At 67.0% G+C, this 24349-nt stretch carries 18 protein-coding genes and 1 tRNA gene; 12 read left to right on the plus strand and 7 right to left on the minus strand.

Going from position 1 to position 24349, the window contains the following annotated elements; genetic code table 11:
* Nucleotides 1-12: 12 nt before the first annotated feature.
* Together N2K98_RS04595 and N2K98_RS04600 are read right to left on the minus strand one after the other, a co-directional pair.
* Entirely contained in the window at nucleotides 13-1821 is a 1809-nt protein-coding gene (locus N2K98_RS04595) for an AMP-dependent synthetase/ligase (RefSeq protein WP_255798540.1), read from the minus strand.
* A 44-nt stretch (nucleotides 1822-1865) separates the two neighbouring features.
* A complete protein-coding gene (locus N2K98_RS04600; protein WP_255798664.1) occupies nucleotides 1866-3341 on the minus strand; it encodes a dolichyl-phosphate-mannose--protein mannosyltransferase in 1476 nt (491 codons plus the stop codon).
* A 226-nt stretch (nucleotides 3342-3567) separates the two neighbouring features.
* On the opposite strand from N2K98_RS04600, the gene rsmI reads away from it, so the two are divergent.
* Both rsmI and N2K98_RS04610 read left to right on the plus strand, forming a co-directional pair.
* Complete coding sequence (rsmI, locus tag N2K98_RS04605) at nucleotides 3568-4437, plus strand: 16S rRNA (cytidine(1402)-2'-O)-methyltransferase (protein ID WP_255798541.1); 870 nt, start codon at nucleotides 3568-3570, stop codon at nucleotides 4435-4437.
* 170 nt (nucleotides 4438-4607) lie between these two features.
* Entirely contained in the window at nucleotides 4608-6089 is a 1482-nt protein-coding gene (locus tag N2K98_RS04610; RefSeq protein WP_255866183.1) for an NAD-dependent succinate-semialdehyde dehydrogenase, read from the plus strand.
* Nucleotides 6090-6184: 95 nt separating this feature from the next.
* Here the strand turns inward: N2K98_RS04610 and N2K98_RS04615 are convergent, their stop codons facing one another.
* From N2K98_RS04615 to N2K98_RS04625, 3 genes are all read right to left on the minus strand, one after another.
* A complete protein-coding gene (locus N2K98_RS04615) occupies nucleotides 6185-8524 on the minus strand; it encodes a transglutaminase family protein (protein ID WP_255866184.1) in 2340 nt (779 codons plus the stop codon).
* On the minus strand, nucleotides 8521-9867 hold the full coding sequence (locus N2K98_RS04620; protein ID WP_255866185.1) for a DUF58 domain-containing protein: 1347 nt from the start codon (nucleotides 9865-9867) through the stop codon (nucleotides 8521-8523). Before N2K98_RS04620 ends, N2K98_RS04615 begins: the two co-directional genes overlap by 4 nt.
* A gap of 70 nt (nucleotides 9868-9937) precedes the next feature.
* Nucleotides 9938-10999, minus strand: a complete 1062-nt coding sequence (locus N2K98_RS04625) for an AAA family ATPase (RefSeq protein ID WP_255798545.1) — start codon at nucleotides 10997-10999, stop codon at nucleotides 9938-9940.
* 156 nt (nucleotides 11000-11155) lie between these two features.
* Between N2K98_RS04625 and N2K98_RS04630 the strand changes: the two genes are divergently transcribed.
* Together N2K98_RS04630 and N2K98_RS04635 are read left to right on the plus strand one after the other, a co-directional pair.
* Complete coding sequence (locus N2K98_RS04630; RefSeq protein WP_255866186.1) at nucleotides 11156-12091, plus strand: TatD family hydrolase; 936 nt, start codon at nucleotides 11156-11158, stop codon at nucleotides 12089-12091.
* A 419-nt stretch (nucleotides 12092-12510) separates the two neighbouring features.
* Nucleotides 12511-13605, plus strand: coding sequence for a transglycosylase family protein (locus tag N2K98_RS04635; protein WP_308219839.1), 1095 nt, complete (start codon nucleotides 12511-12513; stop codon nucleotides 13603-13605).
* Nucleotides 13606-13636: 31 nt separating this feature from the next.
* Here the strand turns inward: N2K98_RS04635 and N2K98_RS04645 are convergent, their stop codons facing one another.
* Nucleotides 13637-14851: a helix-turn-helix transcriptional regulator gene (locus N2K98_RS04645; protein ID WP_255866187.1), complete on the minus strand. Its 1215-nt coding sequence runs from the start codon at nucleotides 14849-14851 to the stop codon at nucleotides 13637-13639.
* 250 nt (nucleotides 14852-15101) lie between these two features.
* Here N2K98_RS04645 and rsmA point away from each other — a divergent pair, with 250 nt between their 5' ends.
* From rsmA to N2K98_RS04660, 3 genes are read left to right on the plus strand one after another with little or no spacing between them, the layout of a single operon-like run.
* Nucleotides 15102-15986 (plus strand): 16S rRNA (adenine(1518)-N(6)/adenine(1519)-N(6))-dimethyltransferase RsmA, encoded by an 885-nt coding sequence (gene rsmA, locus N2K98_RS04650; RefSeq protein ID WP_255798548.1) that lies wholly within the window; start codon nucleotides 15102-15104, stop codon nucleotides 15984-15986.
* A gap of 13 nt (nucleotides 15987-15999) precedes the next feature.
* The gene (locus tag N2K98_RS04655) at nucleotides 16000-16956 is read left to right on the plus strand and encodes a 4-(cytidine 5'-diphospho)-2-C-methyl-D-erythritol kinase (RefSeq protein ID WP_255866188.1); all 957 of its coding nucleotides are present in this window, start codon (nucleotides 16000-16002) and stop codon (nucleotides 16954-16956) included.
* 6 nt (nucleotides 16957-16962) lie between these two features.
* Nucleotides 16963-18858, plus strand: coding sequence for an ABC-F family ATP-binding cassette domain-containing protein (locus tag N2K98_RS04660; RefSeq protein WP_255866189.1), 1896 nt, complete (start codon nucleotides 16963-16965; stop codon nucleotides 18856-18858).
* A 23-nt stretch (nucleotides 18859-18881) separates the two neighbouring features.
* On the opposite strand, the gene N2K98_RS17205 is transcribed toward N2K98_RS04660, so the two are convergent.
* On the minus strand, nucleotides 18882-19961 hold the full coding sequence (locus N2K98_RS17205) for a TetR family transcriptional regulator (protein ID WP_308219840.1): 1080 nt from the start codon (nucleotides 19959-19961) through the stop codon (nucleotides 18882-18884).
* 126 nt (nucleotides 19962-20087) lie between these two features.
* Here N2K98_RS17205 and N2K98_RS04675 point away from each other — a divergent pair.
* The 5 genes from N2K98_RS04675 (at nucleotide 20088) to pth (ending at nucleotide 24241) form a co-directional block, all read left to right on the plus strand.
* Nucleotides 20088-20159 (plus strand) — tRNA-Gln (locus N2K98_RS04675).
* 162 nt (nucleotides 20160-20321) lie between these two features.
* The gene (gene glmU / locus N2K98_RS04680; protein ID WP_407080022.1) at nucleotides 20322-21746 is read left to right on the plus strand and encodes a bifunctional UDP-N-acetylglucosamine diphosphorylase/glucosamine-1-phosphate N-acetyltransferase GlmU; all 1425 of its coding nucleotides are present in this window, start codon (nucleotides 20322-20324) and stop codon (nucleotides 21744-21746) included.
* Nucleotides 21746-22729 (plus strand): ribose-phosphate diphosphokinase, encoded by a 984-nt coding sequence (locus N2K98_RS04685; RefSeq protein WP_255798552.1) that lies wholly within the window; start codon nucleotides 21746-21748, stop codon nucleotides 22727-22729. Before glmU ends, N2K98_RS04685 begins: the two co-directional genes overlap by 1 nt.
* A gap of 249 nt (nucleotides 22730-22978) precedes the next feature.
* Nucleotides 22979-23587, plus strand: a complete 609-nt coding sequence (locus N2K98_RS04690) for a 50S ribosomal protein L25/general stress protein Ctc (RefSeq protein ID WP_255798553.1) — start codon at nucleotides 22979-22981, stop codon at nucleotides 23585-23587.
* Nucleotides 23588-23653: 66 nt separating this feature from the next.
* Complete coding sequence (pth, locus tag N2K98_RS04695; RefSeq protein ID WP_255798554.1) at nucleotides 23654-24241, plus strand: aminoacyl-tRNA hydrolase; 588 nt, start codon at nucleotides 23654-23656, stop codon at nucleotides 24239-24241.
* Nucleotides 24242-24349 lie beyond the last annotated feature (108 nt).

Raw genomic sequence — 24349 nt, forward strand, 5'->3', positions numbered from 1 at the left:
TACTGCCGCTGCCTACTTGGCGTAAAGCTTGTCCACCTCATCGGAGTAATCCGCAATCACTGCATTGCGGCGCAGCTTCAGCGTGGCCGTGAGATGCCCCGATTCCAGGGTGAAGTCCTTGGGCAGCACGGTGAACTTGCGGATCTGTTCGGCCCGGGACACCGCCGCATTCGCGGCGTCGACTGACTCCTGCAGCAGCTGCTGCACCCGGGGATCCTCCGCGGCAACTCCGTCCGGGGCACCGTTCTCCCGGCTCCACGCGGCGAGGGCCTCCTCGTCCAGGGTGATCAGGGCGGACACGAACGGGCGTCCTTCGCCCACCACGATGGCCTGTGAGACCAGCCGGTTCTCACGGATCTTTTCTTCCAGGGGACCGGGGGCCACGTTCTTGCCGCCGGCCGTGACCAGCAGGTCCTTCTTGCGGCCGGTGATGCGCAGGAAACCGTCGTCGTCGAGTACGCCCACGTCGCCGGTCTTGAACCACTCGCCCTCGAAGGCGTCCGCAGTTGCCTCAGGGTTGCGGTGATAGCCCTTGAAGACCACGGCGCCGCGGACCAGGACCTCGCCGTCGTCCGCAATCCGGATGGTGGTGCCCGGCATGGGCAGCCCCACCGATCCCACCCGCGTGCGGGTTGCCTGGTTGACGCTCGCCGGGGCGGTGGTTTCGGTCAGGCCGTAGCCCTCCAGCACCGTGACCCCGCAGCCGCGGAAGAAGTGCGCGAGCATCGGGCTCAGCGCGCTGGCACCGGAGATGGCGAATGCTGCGTTTCCGCCAAGGACCGCACGCACCTTCGGGTAGAAGAGGCGCTCAAACAGCTTGTGCTTCATTGCCAGCGCCACCGACGGTCCGCGGCCGCCGCGGGCGGCCGAGTCCTGCGCCTCCGAGTAGGCAATGGCCGTGGCGGCTGCCGCCTCGAAGGCCTTGCCCTTGCCGGCGGCTTCGGCCGAAGCCTGTGCGCCGGTGTAGATCTTTTCGAAGATCCGCGGCACGGCCAGCAGGAAGGTGGGCTGGAAGGACTTGAGGTCCGACATCAGGTCGGAGGCACTGCGGGAGTGGCCCACCTTGACGCCGGCGTGCAGGCAGCCCACCTGGACCGCGCGGGCCAGCACGTGTGCCAGCGGCAGGAACATCAGCGTGGTCGGGTTGGGGATCTTCAGCATTTCCGGCAGGACTTCAATGACGTTGACGCCGAAGAGGGCAAAATTGCCGTGCGTGATTTCGCAGCCCTTGGGCCGGCCGGTGGTTCCGGAGGTGTACACCATCGACGCGGTGTCACTGAGGTTCGCGGTACTGCGGGCCGTTTCCAGCGTGTCGTCGCTGACACTGCTTCCTGCGGCGCTGAGGCCGGTGAACGTGTCGGCGCCGTCGCCGTCGTTCATCAGCCAGATGGAAAACTCCCCTTCAAGGGCGGAAGCGGCAGCAAGCACGACGTCGGCCTTGCGTGCGTCCTCCACGAACACGTGCCGGGCACCGGAATCCTTGAGGATCCACTCGACCTGGGAGGGGGAGGAGGTTTCATAGATCGGGATGGTGACGGCCCCGGCGAACCAGTTGGCCATATCCGCCACGGTCCACTCGTAGGAGGTCCGGGACATGACGGCAACGCTGTCTCCGGGGCGGACGCCGGATCCGATCAAGCCCTTGGCCAGCCGGGTAACTTCTGCGAGGAACTGCGCGGCGGTGATGTCTTCCCAGCTGCTGCCGTTCTTGACCGCGTACAGGACGCGGGCGGGATTTTTTCGATGCATCTGGAGCAGGAGATCCGTAACATTCGAATCTTCGGGAAGGCTAACCAGGAGGTCAGTGGCGGACTCGCGCACTTATGACCCTCGCTTTCTGTGCGTTCAGCACATGGGTAATGAGACTAAATCCAGCTGGGCATCCACATACGCAGCCGCCAGCCAGAATACGGGATGGTTTCCGCTGTCCAGACCGGCAGGAAATATGCCGAGAGCGCCAGGACCCCCGCTACGAAGCACCCGGTAACCAGGAGGCCGATCCGCCGGCGGTGCGGACTGTCCGCCGGCCGGCCGAGTATCAGGCCCAGGACATACACCAGGGCGAGGATGAGGAACGGTTCAAAGGACACCGCATAGAAGAAGAAAGTTGTCCGTTCAGGATAGGCGAACCACGGAAGGTATCCAGCCGCCACTCCGGACAGCACCGCACCGGCACGCCAGTCCCGCCGGCCGGCCCAATAGAAGAGCACCAGCAGCAGCGACAGGGCGGCACCCCACCAGATCAGGGGATTGCCAACGGAGGTGACCGCGGTGGAGCAGCTCTCCACCGCGCAGCCGGCCTCTCCTTCGGCGGAAGACTCGTAGAAGAACGACGTGGGGCGGCCCATGAACAGCCAGGTCCAGGCGTTGGAGGAGTAGCTGTGCTCCGAACTGAGTCCGTTGTGGAAGGCATAGGCACTGCGGTGGTACTCGGCCAGGGAGCGCACCGGGGCAGGCAGCCAGCTCCAGCCTTCGTCAGGGTTCTCCCGGGCCCACTGCCGGTTATACGCGTTATCGGAAAGCAGCCACCCGCTCCAGCTGGCCGCATAGGAGATCAACGCGGCGGGGATGATGGTGAAAAACGCCGGAATGCCGTCCCGGAACAGGGCAGTTTCCCACAGTCGGACTCCCGCAACCCGCCGGGCACTGACATCCCAGAGGACGGTCATGAGCCCGAATACGGCAACGAAGGCCAGGGCTGACCACTTGGTGCCTACAGCGAGGCCGAGGCAGGCGCCGGCGACGATCCGCCACGGACGCCAGAGCAGCCACGGCCCGTACAGCAGTGCCCCGCCGCCCGGGTCCCCGCCGCCGGCCGTGCGGGAGAGGGCACGTGCCAGCCGGAGCCGGCCGTCCCTTCGGTCCAACAGGAGCGCACCGAACGCGGCCACAATCCAGAACGTCAGGAAGACATCCAGCAGGGAGGTGCGGGAATGGACCAGATGGTGTCCGTCCACGGCCAGGAACAACCCGGCCAGGGCACCGAGAGTCGCCGAGGAGAACAACCGTGCGGCGATGAGTCCCAGGAGCAGGACCGTGAGGGCGCCGGTCAGCGCGGCGCCGAAGCGCCAGCCGAAGGCATTGTCCGAGCCGAAAAGGGCCATGCCGAAAGCGATCATCCATTTGCCAACGGGCGGATGCACCACATATTCGGGCTCGTCGAGCAGGACCTGGGGCTGCCCCGCAGTAAAGGACTCGTTTGCATCTTCGGGCCAGGCACGTTCATAGCCGGACTGCAGCAGTGAGTAGGCGTCCTTGACGTAGTAGGTTTCGTCAAAAACCAGCGCTCCCGGCTCACCCAGGCGGGTGAAGCGCAGCACACCGCCCAGTACCGCCATCATCAGCGGCAGGATCCAGCCGGCCGCTCCCAGCGGAACCAAGGTGCTGCCCAGCAGGCGGTTCCGCAGGGCATCGAAGGTGAACGCATGCTGTGGGGACTCGACCGGGGCCAGCGCCGCGGGGCGGGTCGTCGAGGTGCCGGAGAGACTCACGCGCACCACTCTATAGCCTGTCGCGTAGGGTTAGAGGGTGGACTCGAGCAAGGTAACAGGCAGCAGGACAGGCACCATGACGGCAGGCACTGCAAACAACGACGCCGCAGGGCCGGGACAGATTGTCCTCGCGGCAACGCCCATCGGCAACATGGGCGACGCAACCAACCGGCTGATCGGATTGCTGGAAAGCGCCGACATCATTGCCGCGGAGGACACCCGGCGTCTGCACCGGCTGGTAAGCGCGCTCGGCATCACCACACGGGGCCGGATCATCAGCTACCACGAGCACAACGAAGCTTCCCGCACTGCCGATCTGCTGGAGATGGTCCGCGGCGGCGCCACCCTCCTGATGGTGACGGATGCCGGCATGCCCGCCGTATCCGATCCCGGCTTCCGCCTGGTGGAGGCTGCGGCGGCCGAAGGGCTGACCGTCACCGCCGCCCCCGGACCCTCTGCGGTGCTGACCGCGCTGGCCCTTTCCGGCCTCCCGACGGACCGCTTCTGCTTCGAAGGCTTCCTGCCCCGGAAGCCCGGGGAACGCAGCAGCCGGCTCGCGAAGCTGGCGGGCGAGCAACGGACCATGGTGTTCTTCGAGGCCCCGCACCGCCTCGAACCCATGCTGCGTGCACTGGACGCCGCGTTCGGCGGGGACCGCCGTGCCGCCGTCGCCCGCGAGCTCACCAAGCTGCATGAACAGGTACTGCGCGGGCCCCTGCGCGAGCTGCTGGAATGGGCGGAAGCAGGCGACGTGCGCGGGGAAATCGCCGTGGTGGTGGAAGGCGCACCGGACGCCGCGCCGGAACAGGCAGCGGACCACGTGGCCGCCGTCAATTCCCTGGTGGAGCAGGGCATCCGGCTCAAAGACGCCGTCGCTGCCGTGGCCGAGGATGCCCGGATCAGCAAGCGCGAACTGTATTCGGCGGTGTTGGAAGCGCGCAGCTAAGGCTGCGGACGGCCGGCAACACCACGCCGAACACTGGGCAGATGCACAGTAGCTCCCGCAGAAGGTAGTGCATACCCGCATTTACAGGCAGTGCCGCCGAAGCCTACGGTTTAGGAGAGACCGCGGGCACGCCGCCCGTGGTGGATCCGATGATTTTGGAGGCATTCCCTATGGGCATTCCCGCAGACCGTGAAGCCGAACTCCTGGCACAGGTCCCCACCGGCCTGTTGATTGACGGCCAGTGGCGGGAGGCGTCCGGCGGCCGCACGTTCGACGTCGAAGATCCCGCCACCGGCAAGGTGCTGATGAGCATTGCCGATGCCTCCACCGAAGACGGTGCGCGCGCAATGGACGCCGCCGCAGCCGCACAGGATGCCTGGGCGCGGACGGCACCGCGTGAACGCGGGGAAATCCTGCGCCGCGCCTTTGAACTGGTGACGGAACGCGCCGAGGACTTCGCCCTGCTGATGACGCTGGAAATGGGTAAACCGCTGACAGAAGCCCGCGGCGAGGTGGTGTACGGCGCGGAGTTCCTGCGCTGGTTCTCCGAGGAAGCCGTCCGGGTTTCCGGACGCTACAGCACCGCCCCGGACGGTAAATCACGGCTGCTGGTGAACAAGAAGCCGGTGGGGCCGTGCCTGCTGATCACCCCCTGGAACTTCCCGCTGGCCATGGCCACCCGCAAGATCGCCCCCGCCGTGGCCGCCGGCTGCACCATGGTGCTCAAGCCCGCCAAGCTGACCCCCCTGACCTCCCAGCTCTTCGCGGCCGTCATGATGGAAGCCGGGCTGCCTGCCGGGGTGCTGAACGTTGTCTCCACTACTTCTGCCGGCGACGTCACCGGGCCCATCCTCAAGGATTCCCGTTTGCGGAAGGTCTCCTTCACCGGGTCCACGCCCGTGGGCCAGGGCTTGATCCGGGATGCTGCCGAGAACGTCCTGCGCACCTCCATGGAACTCGGCGGCAACGCACCCTTCATCGTTTTCGAGGACGCTGACCTGGACAAAGCCGTGGACGGCGCCATGATCGCCAAGCTGCGGAACATGGGCGAGGCCTGCACGGCGGCCAACCGCTTCATCGTCCAGGACACAGTCGCGGAAGAGTTCGCAGAAAAGTTTGCGGCACGGGTGGGTGCCATGGCTACCGGCCGGGGCACCGAAGACGACACCAAGATCGGGCCGCTGATTGACGCCAAGTCGCGGGACAAGGTGCACGCACTCGTCAGCGAAGCGGTCGACGGCGGCGCTGTTGCACTGGTCGGCGGCGAACCCGTGGACGGCCCGGGCTACTTCTACCGGCCCACGGTCCTGAAGAACGTTGCCCCGGACGCCCGGATCCTGAAGGAAGAGATCTTTGGTCCGGTGGCACCGATCGTCACTTTCTCCACTGAAGACGAAGCCGTGGCGCTGGCCAACAACACCGAGTACGGACTGGTGTCCTACGTCTTCACCCGCGACTTGAACCGCGGACTGCGGATCGGTGAAAAGCTGGAATCCGGCATGCTGGGACTCAACGCCGGAGTGGTGTCCAACGCAGCTGCACCGTTTGGCGGCGTCAAGCAGTCCGGGCTGGGCCGCGAGGGCGGCGCCGAAGGCATCGAGGAATACCTTTACACGCAGTACATCGGGATCGCCGACCCATATGCCGGGTAGGTAACCGGCAGGAAGAAACCCAGTGACGCCAACCGAACCGGCATCACTGGGTTTCTTTTGCCGCGTCCCGGGCAGGCGGGTGCGTGCCGGGGTGCTCAGTCGTGCCGAAACCGCAGAGCCAGCGACGGCGGGAGGAACCGTGCATGCAGCCGCCCGAACAGGCTGGTGCCGCTCCGCAGTTCCTGCTCCACTGTTTCGAGGTCCGCCCACGTCGGTGCGGCTCGCCGGCCGCCGCGGCCCGCCCCGGCGTAGGCTTCTTCCTCGAACGAGACACGGATACGGGTCAGCGCCTCCTCAGCCTGCGGGGAGAAACCGCCCTCGGCCGCGAGCCGGCGGGCGTACGTCCGGGGAGTGTCGGATGTCCGGCCGGGGTACCCGTAATCGATCCCCAGATCGGCTATTTCGTCCCAGACGGGCCCCGAACGGGAGTCATCGGCGGCAGCCTTCCGTCTTCGGGCCGCACGGCGCCCCCGCATCGCCCAGGGCATCAGCACGGCGGCAGCTGCCGCCAGCGTTCCCAGCAGGGCAACCAGCCACGCCGTTGTGCCCGTATCGGATTCGAGCACGGTTTCCGGTGCCAGCGGAGCTTCCTCCTGCGGGACGGCCGGCGCCGTCGCAAGCGCATCAGGGACCCGGGGATCGTCGTCGTCGTGAAGAGGGGCACTCCCGGGCGTCCGCTGCTGCTGGGCGTAGGCCGGCACCGATCCGCGGGAAGGGGTGGGCTCGAAACGGACCCAGCCGGCACCTTCGAAGTACAGCTCGGGCCACGCATGGGCGTCCGTGGAATCGACTACGAACTCACGCAGAGGTTCTCCGTCGGGGCCGGTCCCGTCCGGGGTCTCGCCGGTTCCCTCGCCGGGCGCGTATCCCAGTGCCATCCGGCTGGGGATGCCCTCCTGGCGGGCCATCACGGCCATGGCCGCGGCGAAATGCACGCAGTAACCGGCCTTGCGTTCAAGGAACTCGGACAGGACGGAAATTCCGTTCCCGTCGTAGCCGCCCTCCACCGGTGCCTGAAGCGAATAGGAGAACTGCGGCCCGCGCAGATAACTCTGGATAGCCATGGCCTTGGCATACGGCGTGGCGGCATCCCCGACTGCGTCGGCGGCGGCATCCCGGATGTTTTCGGGGAGGTCCGCGGGCAGGTCCGTAAACACGGGGTCCAGACTGGTGCTGTCGGCCTCCGGAATTGCCGCCAGCTGCTCCGGCGTGAACTCGGCTGCGGCACTCAGCACCTGGTAGTCCTGCCGGGCCGCGCCGTCGGAATCGCCGTCCAGCACGGTCATGGTCTTGGGATCCCAGGACCAGCTTCCCTCGGCACCGGTAACGCCCAGCGGATAGTAGGGGGCCAACAGCCAAGGACTGGAATAGGTGTCCGAGCTGATCCGCGTTACCACTGTCTCCGCCCGGCTTCCCCGCGGCAGCGGGTAGGTGCCTCCGGACATGGTTGCCACACCCTCCCGGCGTTCCTCCTCGCGCACATCGGGAGCCCAGCGGCTTCCGGAAAAGTCCTCCAAGGTAGTGGAGCGGAGATACAGGGGTTCAACCGAGGAGGTTGCATAGGTGATCCGGCCTGCGGACTGGGGCTGGCGCAGGTCATTGCCCAAGGTGACTATGGGGTTCAGCCCGGTGCTGCCGGAAAAGAAATTGAATCTGGTGCCCTCCGGGAAGGCGCCGCCGTCGAATCCCGGCAACACCGGAGGCAGCAGGAGTGCCAACGCCAGGGCAGATGCCGAAACCGCTGTTCCGCGTGCCAGCCAGGTCCGCGGGGTACGGGATCCGTGCTGTTCCCTGCGTGCACCGACCGCAAGCAGCAGCAGGTATCCGACCGCTGCGAGGAAGAAATATCCTGCTCCCAGGCTCTCGGGTTTCAGCACTGCAGGGATCATCAGCACTGCGAACAGGCCCAGCCCGGCCGTTGCCGGCATTCGCAGCGTGGCCGCCAGGGTATCCGTCAGGACGGCCACCAGCCCTATTCCCGTACAGCACAGGAACAGTATGCCGGGCAATGGCTGCACGGGGGTGACTTCGGTGAGGACGACCGTCCGCGCCTCGGACAACAGCGCATCCGCCCGGGCAAGGGTCCCCGGCCCGGGCAGAAACCCCAGGAACGACGCCGACGACGCGAACAGCCACGTCAGGGTGCACGCCAGGACAGCCATTCCTGCCACCGGAACCAGAGGCTGCGGCACCTTCAGCCGCCGCGCGCCTGCGGTGGCCGCCAACGGGACGAGGACGGCGAAGAAGAGCGGCGGCAGCCAGGACCAGCCTTCGATGACCCCGTGCACGCTGAGCGAACAAAGCAGGACCGCCAACGCTCCTGCCCCGGCTACCGCCAAGTTGGCCGGTTGGCGCTCGCCGCCGGGCGCCGGTTCCGTGCCCTGCTGGTGGCCGGACGCCGGCGCGGCCTCCGGGCGGCTAAGCAGGGCACTCATACCCGCCCCCCGGCGGCGTGCACGCCCTGCGGGTCATGGTCAAGGAGGGACCAGGCCGCGGGTACCGGAGTTGCCGGTGTTACGGCCACGGCAGTCCACCCGGCCTCCCGGAGGATTTTCAGTACGGGACGCAGTGCGGCCGGCCGGTCGGTGACCAGCAGAACCAGCGGCTGGCGGGCATACCGGGCAGCCGGAGCCAGCGTATGTGCCTGAGCAGCGTCGATCCGGCCGGCAACAACGAGCAGGGGGCCGGGCGCTTGGCCGGAACCATCGAGCGCGGCAAAGGGGGCGGCAGCATCGGCGCCCCTGAGATTCCCGGCCTGCGCGGGCGGCGGAGATTCCAGGCCCAGGGCGGCCAAACCTTCGGCGAGGTTCTGTACCCCGTCGGACCCGCGGAAGCCGGTCTCGCCGGCGTCTACGGCAGAAGGGGAACGGGCCAGCCCGGGCCGGGAGAGTTCATCGGTAAAGCGCACGCCGTAGCCGGACTCGGAGAAGAAAACGGCACACGAAACAACCGCCGAAACGGCCCATTCGAATGTTTCCGAGGTCAGTAGCTCACCGTTTTCGGGATTCAGCGGCGATCCGTCATCGTAGGAGGCCAGGCGCTGGTCCAGCACGATGGAAGCGGTTGGAGCCGTCACCGGTTCCTCCTGCCGGACCATCAACTCCCCGTGCCTGGCCGTGGCCGGCCAATGCACGCGGCGCATAGGGTCGCCGTGGCGGTACTCGCGGGTGGAAGCGTCATCTTCGCTGGGCGTTCCGCGGCGCCGGCTGGGTGCGCTGCCGTCGGTGCCCAGGGCGCCGAACAACGACGACGGCGGAAACTCAAGCGGGGCCGGCGCCACTGCCAGCCGGTCGGTTCCGCCCAGCGTGTGCACCGTCCGTGCCAGGCCCAGGGGATCCACGAACTCCGCGGTTACGGGGCCGATGCCGTAGAGGCCGCGGCGGCTGGACCGCAGGCGGTACTCATAGGTGCTGGAACCGTTCTCCGCCCTGTAACCGGACGGAAACCGGAACACCGGGCTGGGTCCGAAGCGGAACGGCAGCCCCTCGCGCATGAGTGCTCCCGACGCCGGCGTTCCCCGGCTGAACACACGCAGCGATACCGTGGCGGCCGTTCCCGTTTCCACCAGCGGGGGAGAGAAGGTCCGCTCGACCTCAAAGCCCGGTTTGAACAGGCGCAGCAACGCCGCGGCCAGGACCGGCAACCCGATCAGCAGGACCGCGAGTGCCAGCAGGTCCCGGCGGCCCAGGCTAAATGCGCCAAGGAGCGCCGCCGCCCCGGCGCACACCAGGCCCCAGCCGCGCGGGGTGAAAAACCTCGTAACGGATGAGGTGTCCATGGGAGCCTTTCGCTCGGCGGTGCGGACTCGGTGCGGCGGAAGCCGGCCCGGGGGAAACCGTCAGGGGCAGCTAACGGTGCAGTCGCTGCGGTGTACCGGCGGACCGGGGAACCGGCACGGCCGCAATCACGGAAGCAATAACGCTCGTGGCGCTGAGCCCGGCTCCGGCTGCCTTGCGCTGCAACAGGAGCCGGTGGGCGAGGACGGGGTCCGCCAGCCTCGTCACGTCGTCGGGCAGCACGAAATCCCGGCCTTCGAGCGCTGCGTAGGCCTTGGCCGCACGGAGCAGCTGCAGGAGGGCACGGGGGCTGGCACCCAGCCGGAGATCCGGGTGTTCGCGGGTGGCCCGACCCAGGGAAACCGTGTACTCCTTGACGGCGTCGGAAACGTAGATGTCGCGGACCCTGGCGATCATGGCCGAGGCCTCCCGTATTCCCACCACCGGGGTAACGCTATCCAGCGGTGAGCCGGACTGATGGTTTTCAAGCATTTCCACTTCGGAACGCGCATCCGGGTAGCCCAGGGAAAGCCGGGCCATGAACCTGTCCCGCTGGGCCTCCGGCAGGGGATAGGTTCCCTCCATCTCGATGGGATTCTGCGTGGCAACCACCATGAAGGGTGCCGAGAGCCGGTGAGTGCCGCCGTCGACGGTCACCTGGTGTTCCTCCATGCACTCCAGCAGAGCAGACTGGGTCTTTGCGGAAGCCCGGTTGATTTCATCGGCGATCACCAGGTTGGCGAACACCGGACCCTGGCGGAATTCGAAGCGGTGGCTGTCCTGGTTATAGATGGACACCCCGGTGACATCCGACGGAAGCAGATCCGGGGTGAACTGGATGCGGCTGACCGTGCAGTCTATGGTCCGGGCCAGTGTCTTTGCGAGCATCGTCTTACCGACCCCGGGAACGTCTTCGAGCAGCACATGCCCCTCGGCAAGCAGGACCGTCAGCACCAGCCGGGCCGCGTCCTCCTTGCCGTCAATCACCGTATTCACGGCGGCCAGGATCCCTTCCGCCGCAGCGGAGAAGGACTCGGCGTCGGCCATGGCTGGAGAGGGTTGAAGGGCGGCTGACGGCCGGGAAGGAAAGCCGGTAACGGACGCTGCGGCGGCAGAGGGGATCGGAGCGTCCATGGACACCTTCCATACTCGGCGGTTGCCGCTGCAGCATGCGGACCTCGCCTACGGGAACACGGCAGGCGGAGTCAGCCCCGCTATCCGTAGTCGACCGGCGGGAGCTCCAACGGCATTTTGTCTGTTCAGGCTACTAGCTCACCTAGGCTTAAGAACATGATTAATCGAAGCGGATATTTCCCCGGCAGCACACCGGCGGCCTACCTCCCTTCCGCCGAAGGCGCCGCAACCGTCCGACACAAGGGCAAAGGCTATCCGCCGGCACCTGAGCCGCTGCCCGTGCCCGTAATGGATAACCACACGCATTTCGACTTTCCCGCCGGTGATATTGCCGGCGACTTTACGGTTGCCCTCGCCGCTGCCCTTGATGCGGCGGAGGCGGCAGGCGTCCAAGGCGCCGTCCAGGTAGGCACCGATCTGGAGTCTTCCCGCTTCACTGCTTCCGCCGTCGACGCAGATCCGCGACTGCTTGGCGCGGTGGCCATTCATCCGAACGACGCCCCCGTCCTCGCCTCGGAGGGCACGCTGGAGCCTGCGCTCGCCGAGATCGAGGCGCTCGCAGCGCATCCCCGCATCCGGGCGATCGGCGAAACCGGGCTCGATTACTTCCGGACCGGGGAAGACGGCCGGGAACGGCAGCACTATTCGTTCCGCCGGCACATCGACATCGCCAAGCGACTCGGGCTGGCGCTCCAGATCCATGACCGCGATGCCCATGAGGACGTCGTCCGCCTCCTGAAAGAGGAGGGAGCCCCCGATACGGTGGTTTTCCACTGTTTCTCGGGGGACCGCGAGTTGGCCCGTACCTGCAACGAGAACGGCTGGTACATGTCATTCTCCGGCACCGTAACCTTCAAGAATTCGCACGGTCTCCACGAGGCCCTCTCGATCGCGGACCGGAACCTGCTGCTGGTTGAAACGGATGCTCCGTTCCTGACCCCCCACCCGCACCGCGGGCGTCCCAACGCCAGCTATATGGTCCCCTATACGGTGCGGTCCATGGCCGACCGCATGGGCGTCGACCTTTCCGAGCTGGGAGCAGGGCTGGCCTCGAACACCGTCCGGGCCTACGGCTCCTGGGCCGAGCAGTAGGCGGCAGGTATTACCCGCTGAAGCCGGTGCCGCGCCGCGGGCCGCCACGCTACCTGCGGAACCCGTGTTTGCCCTCACATCACGGTTCGGTTACGGTAGGGAGCAATTAGCCGGGGTCGGGGAAGGCATCCGGACTATCACTGCATTGACACTGCATAAACACTGCAACAATTTGCGGGCCCATGCCGCCGAGCGGCGGCACGGACCTGTGGAGCCGTGTCCGCGGCAGTTCGCTGCCACTGTCATGGTTTTGTTCGCCAAGCCTGTGCCTGGCCGCGTTCCGTTACCCTGCCGTCCGGCAGGTAACGGAATGCGCACGGCGCTTAAAGTCCCCGTGCCCGGATTCTGTGACAGTTTGGAATTTCGTGGCAAGTTCACTCGCAAGGCGTGGGATAAAGCTCGTTGGCCAGGCAACCGTTATGGTGTGCCTCCTGCTCGGCATGGTTGCCTTTGTCGGTGCCAGCAAGTCGGTGGTGCTGACCGTCGACGGTCAGAGCCAGGAGGTGCAGACCTTCGACGGCACCGTTGCCGAGGTACTGGAACAGGCCGATGTGGCCGTAACCTCCGCTGATCGGGTGACGCCGGAGCCGTCGGCAACCCTGGAGGACGGCGCCGCCATCGAAGTCCAGCGGGCCCTCGCGGTGGACGTCGTGCTGGATGGAAAGGGAACCACGGTCCACACCACCGGCGAGACCGTCGAGGACCTGGTCTCGGAGCTGCGGGTGGCCACCAACTCCGCCGTCTCCGCCCCGATGGATACCTCTCTCGACGGGCTGGACGGCAGGATTTCGATCTCCACTCCCAAGACGGTGTTCGTCACCGTGGACGGGAAAACCCACGAACGCAGCTCCACAGCGGCAACCGTGCGGGACCTGCTGAAGGAATCAGGGGTGCAGCTCGGTGCCGCGGACCAGATCTCGGCTCCGCGCAGTGCGGGCCTGGTGGACGGCATGGGCCTGAAGGTCACGCGTGTTTCCGCCGGCGTTGAGGAAACCGTCACGGAACCGGTGCCGTTTACCAGCACCGAGGTTCCCAATGCGGACCTGTTGGAAGGCGAGAAGAAGGTCACCACTGCCGGAGTGGACGGGGAACGCTCCCGGGTCTTCTCGGTCACCCGCGTAGACGGCAAGGAAGTCGGCCGTACGCTCGTGAAGGAAAGCGTCACCAAGGAACCCGTAGCCGAAGCCGTGGCCAAGGGCACCAAGAAGCGCCCGGAAGCCAAGCCCGCAACCGGTTCGGGTGGCGGCGGCGGCGGTGAGGCACCCGCCTCCGGAACCTGGGCTGCCCTGGCGCAGTGTGAATCCGGCGGCAACTGGCACATCAACAACGGCAACGGCTATTACGGCGGCCTGCAGTTCAGCTCCAGCAGCTGGCTGGGTGCCGGCGGCGGCGCCTATGCTCCCGTTGCCAGCGAAGCCACCCCGGAGCAGCAGATCGCGGTAGCCGAGAAGCTGCGGGCCAACGGCGGATGGGGCCACTGGCCGTCCTGCGCCTCGAAGCTCGGCCTGCTCTAACCCAGGCCTGCTCAACCCCGGCCGCCCTGCCTCACCCGGCTGCCATCTCGTGGGCCAGGGCAGCCGCGTGTGCTGCGCGGTCCTTGGCTCCGGCCGAGCGGAAGCGCTGTTCGCTATCCGCCAGATAGGTGGATCCGGCGTCGGGCAGGCCGGTTCGTGCCAAGGCCAGGCCGAGGTGAAGGGCCAGCTCGCCCGAGTCCTGAGGAGAGAGCTCGCTCCGGTGGGCGTACACGCCGGAGAGCATCCAGACGGCCCTCGTATGTTCGCCGTTGAGGTCCAGCCAGATGCCCCGGCTGTGATCCGCTTCCAGCCGTTCGGGACCGTACAGTCCGACCGCCGACATTGCCGCTTCGGCGTGCTCTATGCAGGTCAGCGTCTCGTTATCGTGGATGCCCGCCCCGAGCCGCATGGCAGCGGTGGCGTTATTGAAGCGGGCCCACAGCTCGACGTCGACGCCCGGCTCCAGGAGGTCCGCAGCAAGACGGTGGTGCATTAGCCCGGTGTGGATGTCCCCGCGGCGAAAGGCCACGGTGCCCACTGCCCAGCGGGCTTTACCCTCGATTTGCCGGCCAACCCCCGTCTCCAGCAACGGCAGCACCAGGGTGCGGCAGTATGCCCAGGCCTCGTTCAGTCCGCCCGCCTCGGCCAGCGTGGTTACCAGCGTCCCGCACGCTTCAAGGAAAGCCCCTGCGCCGAGCCTGGATTCCTGCACCCGTTCTACGGCCCTGCGGGCATGTGCCACGGCGGAACCTAGTTCCCCGGTGCCCTGGTAGGCGGTGGCGAGCAGCGTTTCCGCCTGTGCCTTGAGGTAGGGGTACTCCGCAGCCAGGGAATGGCGGGCCAGCAGGGACGCCTTTCCGATGCAGTCCCGGTAGGCGTGCGTGGTGCAAAGGCAGCGGGCTGCCAGATAGGTCATATCCCACCAGGACCGCGGATACCCCTGCGCCAGTGCCGCATCCGCGGCGGCACCCGCCAGTGAGCATGCCGCGCCGTAGTCGCGCTCATCCAGCGCCTGGCGGGCACTGAGTTCCAGGAACAAGGCCGTTTGTTTCCCTGCCCGGTCCGTGGCGGCGCCCGAGGCCAGGCGGTCGGAGAGCAGGCTGACCGCACCCGGAACGGGTTCTCTCCGCCCGGCTTCCAAAAGCGAGATCTCACGGGGCCGAAAGGTCCCGTCTCCCAGCTGAGCCTGCGTCAGGTTTAGCTCCTGCCGCGCCGAACGCAGCTTTTCACCGAATGATTTGCCCATCGTTCATACCGCCGATCCGCGGGTGCGGCACACTGTTACCGGTGCCGGCAATGCGCACGATGCTACCGGCCGAAACCGGCCGTCGGCAGAGCACTCCGCGCTTATGGAGGGCAAAACGGCGAACTCGATTTCCCCACCTCCGAGACGCACCACTCGAGCAGCGGGAAGACGGTCCGGGGGAGTGAACCGGACGGCCGCGCAGGCCCGCACGCGGCGCCGGCGGCCGCGCCCGCTCGGCTAGTATTACTGGGTGAGAGAATCCGAACCCGCCCCCCGAACACCTGTTCCCGCACTCCTCGGTGCCTCGGATATCCGGGCGCTGGCAGAGGAACTCGGAGTCCGCCCCACCAAGACCCTCGGCCAGAACTTCGTTATTGACGGAAACACCATCCGCCGGATTGTGGCTGCGGCCGACCTCGCTCCGGAGGAGACCGTGCTGGAGGTTGGGCCCGGCCTCGGCTCATTGACCCTCGGACTCCTTGACGCCGTCGAGTCGGTGGTGGCCGTGGAGATCGATCCCGTCCTTGCCGGCAAACTGCCGTCCACGGTTGCGCAGCGGCGTCCGGAAGCGGCCGGCCGGCTGCACGTGGTGCTCGGCGACGGCATGCGGATCACCGAACTGCCCAAGGAACCGACCGCACTGGTAGCCAACCTGCCCTACAACGTGGCCGTCCCCGTGGTGCTGCACCTGCTGGAGCATTTCCCGTCCCTGCAGCACGGCCTGGTCATGGTCCAGGACGAAGTGGCGGACCGGATGGCCGCCAAACCCGGTTCCAAGACCTACGGGGTGCCGTCGGTGAAAGCCGCCTGGTACGCGCAGATGCGCAAGGCCGGCGTGATCGGCATGAACGTGTTCTGGCCCGCTCCGAAGATTGCCTCCGGGCTGGTCGGGTTCGTCCGGCACGAACCGCCGCAGACGCGTGCCACCCGTGAAGAGGTCTTCGCAGTTATCGACGCCGCCTTCGCACAGCGCCGCAAGACGCTGCGCGCCGCCCTGGCCGGATGGGCCGGCAGCCCCGCCGAGGCGGAGAAGGCACTGCGCGCTGCGGGAGTGGATCCCAGTGCCCGCGGCGAGGTCCTGGACATCACGGCGTTTGCCCGGATCGCCGAGGCGCGGAAGCCGCTCATTGCCTGAGGAAAAGGGAACCATGGCCGCACCGCGCTCTGTTACCGTCCGGACCCCCGGCAAGATCAACGTGTCCTTGAAGGTGGGACCGCTGCGTCCGGACGGCTACCACAGTGTGGCCAGCGTCTACCTGGCTGTGTCCCTCTTCGAGGAGGTAACGGCCACGGCGCTGGAAACGGATGAGATCCAGCTGACGCTCAGCGATCCCGACGGGCGCCTTCCGCAGGAAGGCATACCTCTGGACGGGAACAACCTGGCTGCCCGTGCCGCCCGGGCAGTGGCGTCCCGGGCCGGCCTGGCGCAGGCAGGCGTGCACCTGCACATCACCAAACGGGTGCCGGTGGCCGGCGGCATGGGGGGCGGCTCCGCGGACGCCGCAGCCGCGCTTCTCGCCTGCAATGAGCTCTGGAACGCGGGACTGACGCCGGCTGAACTGGCCGGTCTGGCTGCCGGGCTCGGGGCCGATGTGCCGTTCGCCCTCCTTGGCGGTGCTGCTGCCGGGCTCGGCGTGGGGGACCGGCTCACCCCGGTACCGGCACCGCACCGGCTGCACTGGGTCCTCGTTCCGGCACCCTACGGGCTTTCCACCCCGCAGGTTTATGCCGCCGTCGACCGCCTCCGCAGCGGGACCGACGTCGCCGAGCCCACGGAAGTGGACCCGGTGATCCTTGCCGCCCTGGCGGACGGGAACACCTCCGCACTGGCGGGCGTTCTAGTCAATGACCTGCAGCCGGCGGCCTTGGAGCTTGCACCCGGACTTCGGACCGTTCTTGAGGCGGGGACCCGGCTCGGCGCCCTCGCCGGCATGGTTTCCGGTTCCGGCCCCACTCTGGCCTTCCTGGCGGCGGATGAAGCTGCTGCCTCCGCCCTGGCCGCCGCACTGCGCACCGAAGGCCACTCGGCCCTGGCCGTTTACGGGCCGGCCGAGGGTGCCGTCACGGCTGCCGACACCACCGCACATCAGACGTACAGAAAGTAGTACCGATTGGCACACCTGCTTGGTGCTGAAAACCTCAGCATTTCCTTTGGCACGCGCACCATCCTCGACGGCGTTTCGCTCGGCCTCGAGGAAGGCGACCGGATCGGCATGGTCGGCCGCAACGGCGACGGCAAGTCGACCCTGATGAGCCTGCTGGCCGAACGGCAGAGGCCCGACGACGGCCGCGTGACCCGCCGTCGGGATGTCACCGTGGGCTATCTGGACCAGACGGACGTCTTGGACGGGGACCTGACCGTCGGCCAGGCCATCGTCGGCGACGCGGCGGACTACGAATGGGCGTCCAACGCACGGATCCGGGACGTGATGAGCGGCCTGGTGCAGGAAGTGGACTGGAACGCGCAGGTCTCTTCGCTGTCCGGCGGGCAGAAGCGCCGCGTGGCGCTGGCCAAGCTGCTCACCGGCGACGACGACGTCATCATGCTGGACGAGCCCACCAACCACCTCGACGTCGAAGGCGTGGCCTGGCTGGCCCGGCACCTGAAGCAGCGCTGGCGCCCTTCCGACGGCGGCCTGCTGGTGGTCACCCACGACCGCTGGTTCCTGGACGAAATCTGCACCCGGACCTGGGAGGTCCATGACGCGATGGTGGATCCGTTCGACGGCGGATACGCCGCCTACGTGCTGGCCCGCGCCGAGCGTGACCGGATGGCATCAGTGGTGGAAGGCAAGCGCCAGCAGCTGGTCAAGAAGGAACTGGCCTGGCTGCGCCGCGGCGCCCCGGCCCGCACTGCCAAGCCCAAGTTCCGCATCGAGGCCGCAAACAACCTGATTGCGGACGTCCCCGAACCCCGCGACACACTGTCCCTGAACAAGATGGCCACCGCGCGCCTGGGCAAGGACGTCCTGGACCTGGAGAACGTCTCCCTGACGCTCGGCGACACCGACCTGTTCCGCAACATCACCCTGCGCCTCGCGCCGGGGGAGCGGCTGGGCCTGGTGGGCGTCAACGGCGCAGGCAAGACCACCCTGCTCCGCCTGCTGAACGGTGACATTGAGCCTACGTCCGGCCGGCTCAAGCGCGGCAAGACCGTGCAGACCGCCGTGCTGTCGCAGGAAGTGAAGGAACTGGATGAGGTCGCGGACCAGCGGGTCATCGAGGTCATTGAAAACGAGAAGCGGGTCTTCAACGTGGGCGGCCGCGAGCTGTCCGCCGGCCAGCTCGTGGAGCAGCTTGGCTTCAGCGCCCAGCGGCAGTGGACCCCTGTCCGTGAGCTTTCCGGCGGTGAACGGCGCCGGCTGCAGCTGCTGCGCCTGCTGGTGGGGGAGCCGAATGTGCTGATGCTCGACGAACCGACCAATGACCTGGACACCGACACGCTGGCTGCCGTCGAGGATGTGCTGGACGGCTGGCCCGGCACGCTCGTGGTGGTCTCCCACGACCGCTACCTCCTGGAACGGGTCACCGACCACCAGATGGCACTCCTCGGCGACGGGAAGCTGCGCGGCCTGCCCGGCGGTGTGGACCAGTACCTGCAGCTGCGCGGCGAAGCCCTGGCCGCCAACTCGTCTGCCTCCACCGCTGCCCGCGGATCGTCCCAGGCGGCCCGCGCCGCTGCGGCCGGGGCCTCGCGTCCCGGCGGCTCTTCCGCGGCTGCTTCAGCCGGCACGCCGGGTGGAACGACGACGGCGCTGGCCGGCTCCGGTGCGACCGAAGCTGAAAAGCGGGCGGCCAAGAAGGACCTCACCCGGATCGAGCGGCAGTTGAGCAAGCTCACCGCACAGGCCGAAAAAATCAACGCCCAGATGAACGACGCCACCCAGAAGGCCGGCGGCGCCGACTTTGAACTCATCGGCGAGCTCAACGCCAAGCTGCAGGCCGTTGCGGCCGAGCAGGAGGAACTGGAAATGGAGTGGCTCGAGGCTTCGGAGATCCTCGAGTAGGAACCGCTGCCCTCCAGCGGCAGCTAGCCCAGCAGGCGCGGCAGGATGTGCGTGCTCAGCAGCGGCGAGAGATCGGTGCGTTCCGCGGCGTCCGCGGGTGCCGTCCAGAGCAGTTCCTCGATCTCCGCCGCGGCGGCGGGCTGCGGGCCGTCCGCGGGAAGGGTCCAGGCAAACAGGCCGGCGTCAATGAAGGTGTTTTCCTCATTCGCCGCCGGACCGTACCAGCGGCCCAGATCCTCGAGATCGCCGGCTGCTACGGCAAGTCCGAGTTCCTCGCCCACCTCCCGGGCCGCTGCTTCCGCAAAGGTCTCCCCGGGCTCGAGCTTTCCGCCGGGCTGCATAAAGCGCGAGGTGCCGCGCTTGCGCACCAGGAGGATCCGGCCGGCGTCGTCGTGCACCAGGACAGCCGAAAGCCGAAGGACCGCCGGGGCCGGACCGCCGTAGCCGGCCTCCGGTATGGCAGAGCCGGCGGGCATGTGGGACAGCCGGGGATCCTTCTGCAGGCCGGCCAGGCCGTTCCAGGAAAGGTTCACCAGATGCGCCGCCACGGTGGCCTTATCCGGCGTACGGGTGTCCAGCCACCACTGGCCGGTCATGGCAACCATGCCCACCAGCATCTGCGCGTACATCCCGCCCACCTCGGCGCTCAGGCCGCGGCTGCCGAATTCCTTGGACAGGATGTGTTCCACGTGGCGGGTGATCCGGGACAGCAGGGTGGAAAACGTCCCCTCGGGCTGCGACGGCGGCGCGTCCCGGGTAAGGATCCGGAAACCGTCGGTGTGGTTCTCGATGTAGTCCAGCAAGGCGTAGGCGGCCCGTTCGAGCAGCACCCGGGGACCGGCGTCGGCGCTAAGCGATTCGGTCATCACTTCGAGCAGGCGGCGGAACTCAATGTCCACCACCTCCGTGTAGAGGCCTTCCTTGGAACCGAAATGCTCGTAGACCACCGGTTTGGAAACACCCGCTGCAGCGGCAATCTCCTCGATGGTCGCGCCGTCGAGGCCGCGCAGGGCAAACAGCCCGCGTGCCACCTCGATCAGCTGGGCGCGGCGCTGGACGCCGGTCATACGCAGGCGTGTGCCGCCGGCGGAAGTCTTTACCACCGGACCAGTCTACCCATGCACCCCTGCCGGTTCGGCGGCAACGCCGCGCCTGGGGACTCAACTCGCGAACGCATCGGCTCCCGTGGCAGACTAAACTCTTGTGTGCGCGGCAAGCCGCGCACATGATCCGCCCTGGTGTAATGGCAGCACCCCGGCCTTTGGAGCCGTGGAGTATAGGTTCGAATCCTATGGGCGGAACGCTGCGCAGCGGACCTGTGAGGACTGCCGCGGAGCCGATATACGCCGGCCGTACCACCGAGGAGCGCCATTTTCGTGACCACCAGCGATGTCCGAACCAACGAGGCCTCCACCGGCGCTTTGTCCGCGGTGATTGTCCTTGCAGCCGGCGCCGGGACGCGGATGAAGTCCCGGACCCCGAAAATCCTGCATCAAGTGGGCGGCATCTCGATGCTTGGCCATGCACTTGCCGCAGCCTCCGCGCTGCACCCCCGCTTCCTGGCCGTCGTGGTGCGCCATGAACGTGACCTTGTCGCCGCCCATGCCGCCGAACAGGCCCCCGGGGCCGTCATCGTTGACCAGGACGAGGTTCCCGGCACCGGCCGCGCAGTCCAGGTGGCACTCTCTGCCCTGGACGCCGCCGCCCGGCTCGAAGGCACCGTGGTAGTCACCTACGGGGACACCCCGCTGCTCGAAGCACAGACACTCCGCAACCTGGTGGCCGTACACGAAACGGACGGCAACGCCGTGACCGTCCTGACCGCGCGGCTTGCGGACCCGACGGGCTACGGACGGGTTCTGCGGGCAGAAGACGGCACCGTGACCGGAATCGTGGAGCACAAGGACGCCACCGATGAGCAGCGTGCCGTAAACGAGATCAACTCCGGCATCTATGCCTTCGACGCCGCGGTGCTGCGCAGCGCACTGGAATCGGTGACCACCTCCAACTCGCAGGGCGAGATGTACCTGACCGACGTCCTGGGCATCGCCCGCGCGGCGGGCGGACGGATCAGCGCCGTAGTCACCGACGACACCTGGCAGGTGGAAGGCGTAAATGACCGCGTCCAGCTCGCTGCCCTCAACGCAGAACACAACCGACGCAACCTGGACCGGTGGATGCGCGCCGGTGTCACCGTCGTGGATCCGGCCACCACGTGGATCGACTCGACAGTGACCCTCGCTGAAGACGTCACTGTCCTGCCGGGCACGCAGCTGCACGGTTCCACCAGGATTGCCCGGGACGCCGTCGTCGGACCGGATACCACGCTGACCAACGTCACCGTGGGCGAGGGCGCTTCGGTGGTGCGGACCCACGGCAGTGATGCCGTCCTGGGTGCCGGAACCAGCGTGGGACCGTTCGCGTACCTGCGCCCCGGAACAGTGCTGGGTGCCAAGGGCAAGATCGGCACCTTCGTGGAAACCAAGAACGCCGACATCGGCGCCGGATCCAAGGTTCCCCACCTTTCCTACGTGGGGGATGCCACCATCGGCGAGCAGTCGAACATCGGTGCGGCCTCGGTTTTCGTGAACTATGACGGCGTCAACAAGCACCACACGACCATCGGTTCGCACGTGCGCATGGGCAGCGACAACATGTACGTGGCACCCGTCACGGTGGGCGACGGAGCGTACAGTGGAGCCGGAACGGTGATCCGCAAGGATGTCCCCGCCGGTGCCCTGGCGATCAATGTGGCGCCTCAGCGCAACCTCGACGGCTGGGTGCTGGATAAGCGCCCCGGCACGGCCGCCGCTGCAGCCGCCGCGGCTTCCGCCACCAACACTTCTTCCTCCGAAACTGAATCCCCCACGCGAGAAAGCGATCATTAATGAGCAGCGAGATCACCGCACAAGGTGAAAAGAAGCTTGTCCTTGCCACTGGCCGGGCACACCCGGAGCTGGCGGAGGAGATTGCACGCTGTCTTGACACCGACCTGCTGCCGCTGGCGTCTTATGACTTCGCGAACGGCGAGATCTACGTCCGTCCCGGTGAGAGTGTCCGCGGCACCGATGCCTTCGTGATCCAGGCGCATCCGGCACCAATGAACAACTGGCTGATGGAACAGCTGATTACCGTGGATGCGTTGAAGCGGGCCTCTGCCAAGCGCATCACCGTGGTGTCCCCGTTCTACCCGTACGCCCGGCAGGACAAGAAGGGCCGCGGCCGCGAACCCATCTCGGCACGCCTGATCGCAGACCTGTACAAGACTGCCGGCGCAGACCGCATCATGAGCGTGGACCTGCACACCTCCCAGATCCAGGGCTTCTTCGACGGCCCCGTGGACCACCTGATGGCCATCCCGCTGCTGGCCGACTACATCCGCACCCGCGTGGATGTCTCCAACGTCACGGTGGTGTCTCCGGACACCGGCCGCGTCCGCGTTGCCGAGCAGTGGGCCGAGCGCCTGGGCGGTGCGCCGCTTGCCTTCGTGCACAAGAGCCGCGACCTCACCGTCCCGAACCAGGCCGTTTCCAAGCAGGTTGTGGGACAGGTTCAAGGCCGCACCTGCGTGCTCATCGATGACATGATCGACACCGGCGGCACCATTGCCGGTGCCGTCCGAGTGCTCAAGGAAGCCGGCGCCAAGGACGTCATCATCGCTGCCACGCATGCGGTGTTCTCCGACCCGGCGGCGCGGACCCTGGCCGAGTCCGGCGCCCGCGAGGTGGTTGTCACCAACACCCTGCCTATTCCGGCTGCCAAGCGTTTTGACCAGCTGACCGTGCTTTCGATTGCCCCGCTGATCGCCCGGGCCATCAAGGAGGTCTTCGAAGACGGATCCGTCACGAGCCTCTTCGACGGCAAGGCCTAGGCACTAACAGCTTGTATAACCGCCCGCCCGGGCTGCGCGTCGGCGCCGTTCGGGCGGGCGGACTTGTGCTGGTAGCATTGAGACCGATGCCTAGGCGAGGGAGCGGCCCGGAGAATTCCGGACGAACTCCGTTATCGACGGTGGCTGGCAACTTCTGATCGTACAAAGGACCGTTATCCGGTCCGTACGGTGCACTGTTCCGAAACCGGCGCCTGAGGCAACCACGGAACACCACTTACAGGAGTAGCAATGTCTGAGCAGAAGCTCGCAGGAACCGCCCGCACCGAGTTCGGCAAGGGTGCAGCCCGCAAGGCCCGCGCCGCCGGCCAGATCCCGGCAGTCATCTACGGCCACGGCGCCGATGTTATGCACATCCTGCTGCCGGCCAAGGCCACCACGCTGGCCGTCCGCACCTCCAACGCCCTGCTGGAAATCGACGTCGACGGCGAGTCCCACCTGGCCCTGGCCCGCGACATCCAGCGCGACCCGATCAAGCAGATCATCGAGCACATCGACCTCCTGACCGTCCGCAAGGGCGAAAAGGTCGAGGTTGAGGTCAACGTCCACGTCGAAGGCGAACTGGCTGCAGGCGACTCCGTCTACAACCAGGAAGCCAACACCGTCCTGGTTACCGCAGACGCCACCGACCTGCCGGAAACCATCGTGGTCAGCATCGAAGGCCGCAAGGCCGGCGAGCACATCTACGCCTCCGACCTCGTCCTGCCTGCCGGCGTCGAGCTGCTGCTTGATCCGGAGACCATGATCATCAACATCTCCGAGCCCACCGTCCAGGACCTCGGCGCTCCGTCCGACGAGCAGGTTGCTGTTGCAGCTGCTGAAGTCGGCGCCGAAGCGTAATCCACTTCCGGGGCCTGCTCCCCGTAACGGAGCCGTCCGGTTCTCATTGAAGGAGCAGTACCAGTAGTGAGCAGCAATACCTGGCTTGTAGCCGGGCTCGGCAACCCCGGGCCCGGCTACAGCCGTAACCGGCACAATGTGGGCCAGATGGTCCTGGATGAACTTGCCTCCCGCATGGGTGGAAAGTTCAAGACGCATAAGTCCCACGCGTCCATTGTCGAAGGACGCCTCGGCATCGGCGGTCCGCGCGTGGTCCTGGCCAAGCCCCTGACATACATGAATCTGTCCGGCGGTCCCGTTTCCTCCCTGGCGCGGTTCTTCGACATCGACCCCGCGCAGGTGGTGGCCGTCCACGACGAGATCGACATCCCCTTCAACACCATCAAGCTCAAGCTCGGCGGGGGAGAAGGCGGACACAACGGTCTCCGGGATATCAGCAAGGCCCTGGGCACCAAGGATTATCTTCGTGTGAGGGTAGGCGTCGGCCGCCCGCCGGGGCGTATGGACACCGCGGATTACGTACTCAAGGATTTTTCCGGTACCGAGGCCAAGGAGCTTCCGTTCCTCGTCGGCGACGCCGCCGACGCCGTGGAGCTGCTCCTGTCCGAGGGCCTAACCGCCGCTCAGCAGAAGTTTCATGCCACAGGTGCCTGAGCTCAGAGCTAGGTAGCAGCGGGGCAGAATGGAGTAGTTTTCCAGCGTCCCGATTGCCGGGGGACCATTGTTTCGGTTCGGTCACCGGGCCTAAAATGGAACCAGCCT

Origin of the sequence: Arthrobacter jinronghuae (assembly GCF_025244825.1) — a bacterium.
Taxonomy (GTDB): Bacteria; Actinomycetota; Actinomycetes; order Actinomycetales; family Micrococcaceae; genus Arthrobacter_B; species Arthrobacter_B jinronghuae.